Annotated in this window: 2 tRNA genes and 3 rRNA genes; all 5 read left to right on the top strand. The window is 52.7% G+C overall.

Annotated features, from left to right (window positions below):
- Positions 1-237 precede the first annotated feature (237 nt).
- The 5 genes from EOS_RS43050 to rrf all read left to right on the top strand — a co-directional run bounded on the left by EOS_RS43050 (position 238) and on the right by rrf (position 5,590).
- A 16S ribosomal RNA gene (locus EOS_RS43050) occupies positions 238-1,768 on the top strand.
- Positions 1,769-1,836: 68 nt separating this feature from the next.
- Positions 1,837-1,913, top strand: a tRNA-Ile gene (locus tag EOS_RS43045).
- A gap of 76 nt (positions 1,914-1,989) precedes the next feature.
- Positions 1,990-2,065, top strand: a tRNA-Ala gene (locus tag EOS_RS43040).
- Between the two features lie 293 nt (positions 2,066-2,358).
- Positions 2,359-5,239: ribosomal RNA gene (locus EOS_RS43035) — 23S ribosomal RNA — on the top strand.
- Positions 5,240-5,477: 238 nt separating this feature from the next.
- Positions 5,478-5,590: ribosomal RNA gene (gene rrf, locus EOS_RS43030) — 5S ribosomal RNA — on the top strand.
- Together the 16S, 23S and 5S rRNA genes with 2 tRNA genes alongside form the textbook arrangement of a ribosomal RNA operon.
- The last annotated feature ends 68 nt before the right edge of the window (positions 5,591-5,658 follow it).

Raw genomic sequence — 5,658 nt, 5'->3', positions numbered from 1 at the left:
CGGTTTTGGCGCATGTTCTTTAAAAACTAACAGCCGATAAGTGTGGGCGCTTGGTGCTTGGCTTTGGAGGGTGGCGGTGTTTCTTCGGAGGCGCTGCCGTGAAGCGAAAGTATCAAGTCTCACACTAGTATTAAGGTAGGTTTTGAGCGTCTTTCTGTAAAAGGGAAGATGGGAGGAACTTGTCAGTACGTTGAGTGAGCGACCTATTCGGAAGAATAGAAAACAGTAACAGGCATTGAACTGAAGAGTTTGATCCTGGCTCAGATTGAACGCTGGCGGCATGCCTTACACATGCAAGTCGAACGGCAGCACGGGGGCAACCCTGGTGGCGAGTGGCGAACGGGTGAGTAATACATCGGAACGTGTCCTGTAGTGGGGGATAGCCCGGCGAAAGCCGGATTAATACCGCATACGATCTACGGAAGAAAGCGGGGGATCGCAAGACCTCGCGCTATAGGGGCGGCCGATGGCAGATTAGCTAGTTGGTGGGGTAAAGGCCTACCAAGGCGACGATCTGTAGCTGGTCTGAGAGGACGACCAGCCACACTGGGACTGAGACACGGCCCAGACTCCTACGGGAGGCAGCAGTGGGGAATTTTGGACAATGGGGGAAACCCTGATCCAGCAATGCCGCGTGTGTGAAGAAGGCCTTCGGGTTGTAAAGCACTTTTGTCCGGAAAGAAAACTTCTGCCCTAATACGGTGGGAGGATGACGGTACCGGAAGAATAAGCACCGGCTAACTACGTGCCAGCAGCCGCGGTAATACGTAGGGTGCGAGCGTTAATCGGAATTACTGGGCGTAAAGCGTGCGCAGGCGGTTCGTTAAGACAGATGTGAAATCCCCGGGCTTAACCTGGGAACTGCATTTGTGACTGGCGAGCTAGAGTATGGCAGAGGGGGGTAGAATTCCACGTGTAGCAGTGAAATGCGTAGAGATGTGGAGGAATACCGATGGCGAAGGCAGCCCCCTGGGCCAATACTGACGCTCATGCACGAAAGCGTGGGGAGCAAACAGGATTAGATACCCTGGTAGTCCACGCCCTAAACGATGTCAACTAGTTGTTGGGTCTTCATTGACTTAGTAACGTAGCTAACGCGTGAAGTTGACCGCCTGGGGAGTACGGTCGCAAGATTAAAACTCAAAGGAATTGACGGGGACCCGCACAAGCGGTGGATGATGTGGATTAATTCGATGCAACGCGAAAAACCTTACCTACCCTTGACATGGTCGGAACCCTGCTGAAAGGTGGGGGTGCTCGAAAGAGAACCGATACACAGGTGCTGCATGGCTGTCGTCAGCTCGTGTCGTGAGATGTTGGGTTAAGTCCCGCAACGAGCGCAACCCTTGTCCTTAGTTGCTACGCAAGAGCACTCTAAGGAGACTGCCGGTGACAAACCGGAGGAAGGTGGGGATGACGTCAAGTCCTCATGGCCCTTATGGGTAGGGCTTCACACGTCATACAATGGTCGGAACAGAGGGCTGCCAACCCGTGAGGGGGAGCTAATCCCAGAAAACCGATCGTAGTCCGGATCGTAGTCTGCAACTCGACTACGTGAAGCTGGAATCGCTAGTAATCGCGGATCAGCATGCCGCGGTGAATACGTTCCCGGGTCTTGTACACACCGCCCGTCACACCATGGGAGTGGGTTTTACCAGAAGTGGCTAGTCTAACCGCAAGGAGGACGGTCACCACGGTAGGATTCATGACTGGGGTGAAGTCGTAACAAGGTAGCCGTATCGGAAGGTGCGGCTGGATCACCTCCTTTCTCGAGCTCAACGCTTCAAACGAAGCACTAAAGCGCTCACGCTTATCGGCTGTAAGAAGACAGGCTAAGGGTCTGTAGCTCAGTTGGTTAGAGCACCGTCTTGATAAGGCGGGGGTCGTTGGTTCGAATCCAACCAGACCCACCATGATTCGCTTGAAGGTGGCTAACGAGAAGTTAATCACCGTCAAAAGGAATTACGGACCCTTCAGCATCAAGGTACTGGGGGATTAGCTCAGCTGGGAGAGCACCTGCTTTGCAAGCAGGGGGTCGTCGGTTCGATCCCGTCATCCTCCACCAATCACCAACGCATAGGATTCTTGAATAGAGAGTGATTATGCATTGGCGATTGAGCCAGTCAGTGAGTCATTTAAGGCAAGGCGCTTTAAGTGATGCTGTCGTTCTTTAACAATCTGGAAGAAGTAGTAAAGAGATTCACGAAAATACACTTAGAGATGGGTGTGTGAGTAGGTGAATCAGGGTTGTGATTGTATCAATGTATGAAAAGGGGAATCGAAAGATTGCTCTTGGAATACGGCGCAACACGAATACTCAACCTATGGCGGGGTGTCGGAGAGACACACTCGTTATAGGGTCAAGCGAACAAGTGCATGTGGTGGATGCCTTGGCGATCACAGGCGATGAAGGACGCGGTAGCCTGCGAAAAGCGACGGGGAGCTGGCAAACGAGCTTTGATCCGTCGATGTCCGAATGGGGAAACCCGGCCCTTCTGGGTCATCCTGAGCTGAATCCATAGGCTCAGAGAAGCGAACGCGGTGAACTGAAACATCTAAGTAACCGCAGGAAAAGAAATCAACCGAGATTCCCAAAGTAGTGGCGAGCGAAATGGGATCAGCCTGTACTCTTTAGCACGACCGTTAGCCGAACACTCTGGAAAGTGTGGCCATAGCAGGTGATAGCCCTGTAGGCGAAAGCGGATGTGTGGAACTAGGTGTACGACAAGTAGGGCGGGACACGTGAAATCCTGTCTGAAGATGGGGGGACCATCCTCCAAGGCTAAATACTCGTGATCGACCGATAGTGAACCAGTACCGTGAGGGAAAGGCGAAAAGAACCCCGGGAGGGGAGTGAAATAGATCCTGAAACCGCATGCATACAAACAGTCGGAGCCTTGAAAGGGGTGACGGCGTACCTTTTGTATAATGGGTCAGCGACTTACGTTCAGTAGCAAGCTTAACTGATTAAGGCAGGCGTAGCGAAAGCGAGTCCGAATAGGGCGTTCAGTTGCTGGGCGTAGACCCGAAACCAAGTGATCTATCCATGGCCAGGTTGAAGGTGCGGTAACACGTACTGGAGGACCGAACCCACTAATGTTGAAAAATTAGGGGATGAGCTGTGGATAGGGGTGAAAGGCTAAACAAACTTGGAAATAGCTGGTTCTCTCCGAAAACTATTTAGGTAGTGCCTCGTGTATCACCTTCGGGGGTAGAGCACTGTCATGGTTGTGGGGTCCATTGCGGATTACTACGCCATAGCAAACTCCGAATACCGAAGAGTGCAATCACGGGAGACAGACATCGGGTGCTAACGTCCGGTGTCAAGAGGGAAACAACCCAGACCGCCAGCTAAGGTCCCCAAATATTGCTAAGTGGGAAACGAAGTGGGAAGGCTAAAACAGTCAGGAGGTTGGCTTAGAAGCAGCCACCCTTTAAAGAAAGCGTAATAGCTCACTGATCGAGTCGTCCTGCGCGGAAGATGTAACGGGGCTAAGCAATATACCGAAGCTGCGGATGCGAGATTTATCTCGCATGGTAGGAGAGCGTTCCGTAAGCCTGTGAAGGTGCATTGAAAAGTGTGCTGGAGGTATCGGAAGTGCGAATGCTGACATGAGTAGCGATAAAGGGGGTGAAAAGCCCCCTCGCCGTAAGCCCAAGGTTTCCTACGCAACGTTCATCGGCGTAGGGTGAGTCGGCCCCTAAGGCGAGGCAGAAATGCGTAGCTGATGGGAAGCAGGTTAATATTCCTGCACCATTGTTAAATGCGATGGGGGGACGGATCGCGGAAGGTTGTCCGGGTGTTGGAAGTCCCGGTCCTTGCATTGGAGAAGGCGCTTAGGCAAATCCGGGCGCGTAATTCAAGGGTGTGAGGCCATTCACTTAGGTGAAGAAGCAATCGGAAGTGGTTCCAAGAAAAGCCTCTAAGCTTCAGTTTAACAAGACCGTACCGCAAACCGACACAGGTGGGCGAGATGAGTATTCTAAGGCGCTTGAGAGAACTCGGGAGAAGGAACTCGGCAAATTGGTACCGTAACTTCGGGATAAGGTACGCCCCTGTAGCTTGATGCGCCTGCGCGCAAAGGGTGAAGGGGTTGCAATAAACTGGTGGCTGCGACTGTTTAATAAAAACACAGCACTCTGCAAACACGAAAGTGGACGTATAGGGTGTGACGCCTGCCCGGTGCCGGAAGATTAAATGATGGGGTGCAAGCTCTTGATTGAAGTCCCGGTAAACGGCGGCCGTAACTATAACGGTCCTAAGGTAGCGAAATTCCTTGTCGGGTAAGTTCCGACCTGCACGAATGGCGTAACGATGGCCACACTGTCTCCTCCCGAGACTCAGCGAAGTTGAAGTGTTTGTGATGATGCAATCTCCCCGCGGCTAGACGGAAAGACCCCATGAACCTTTACTGTAGCTTTGCATTGGACTTTGAACCGATCTGTGTAGGATAGGTGGGAGGCTATGAAACCGGAACGCTAGTTTCGGTGGAGCCGTCCTTGAAATACCACCCTGGTTTGTTTGAGGTTCTAACCTTGGCCCGTGATCCGGGTCGGGGACAGTGCATGGTAGGCAGTTTGACTGGGGCGGTCTCCTCCCAAAGTGTAACGGAGGAGTACGAAGGTACGCTAGGTACGGTCGGAAATCGTGCTGATAGTGCAATGGCATAAGCGTGCTTAACTGCGAGACCGACAAGTCGAGCAGGTGCGAAAGCAGGTCATAGTGATCCGGTGGTTCTGTATGGAAGGGCCATCGCTCAACGGATAAAAGGTACTCTGGGGATAACAGGCTGATACCGCCCAAGAGTTCATATCGACGGCGGTGTTTGGCACCTCGATGTCGGCTCATCTCATCCTGGGGCTGTAGCCGGTCCCAAGGGTATGGCTGTTCGCCATTTAAAGAGGTACGTGAGCTGGGTTTAAAACGTCGTGAGACAGTTTGGTCCCTATCTGCCGTGGGCGTTGGATATTTGAAGGGGGCTGCTCCTAGTACGAGAGGACCGGAGTGGACGAACCTCTGGTGTACCGGTTGTCACGCCAGTGGCATCGCCGGGTAGCTATGTTCGGAAGAGATAACCGCTGAAAGCATCTAAGCGGGAAACTCGCCTTGAGATGAGATATCCCTGGAGCTTCGAGCTCCTTGAAGGGTCGTTCTAGACCAGGACGTTGATAGGTCAGGTGTGGAAGTGCAGTAATGCATTAAGCTAACTGATACTAATTGCCCGTAAGGCTTGATCCTATAACCAGTGTGTTTTATGTCGGTCAAAGTTAGCGCGCGAGCGCTTAGCTGGACCCCACCCCCGAAGGGGGGCGGTCAATCGACAGTGCACGCCACGGTTGAGATCAGTGTTGTGCCTAGTAACAAACACAACCCCAAGCAACACCAGTAATAACGAGGCGTGCTCAACCCATGCGCTCGACTACTTCTTCCCCAGATTGGTTGCGCTGAGCAAACCCCAGCGCAACACCCCCTCATGCCTGATGACCATAGCGAGTTGGTACCACCCCTTCCCATCCCGAACAGGACCGTGAAACGACTCCACGCCAATGATAGTGCGGATTCCCGTGTGAAAGTAGGTAATCGTCAGGCTCCTCATTTGCTGCTCGCTTCAACTGCAGCTCACAGAAACCCCACCCAAAAGGTGGGGTTTTTGCGTT

Origin of the sequence: Caballeronia mineralivorans PML1(12) (assembly GCF_001028175.1) — a bacterium.
In the GTDB taxonomy this organism is placed as follows: domain Bacteria; phylum Pseudomonadota; class Gammaproteobacteria; order Burkholderiales; family Burkholderiaceae; genus Caballeronia; species Caballeronia mineralivorans.
This window is presented reverse-complemented; position numbering and strand designations above follow the sequence as displayed.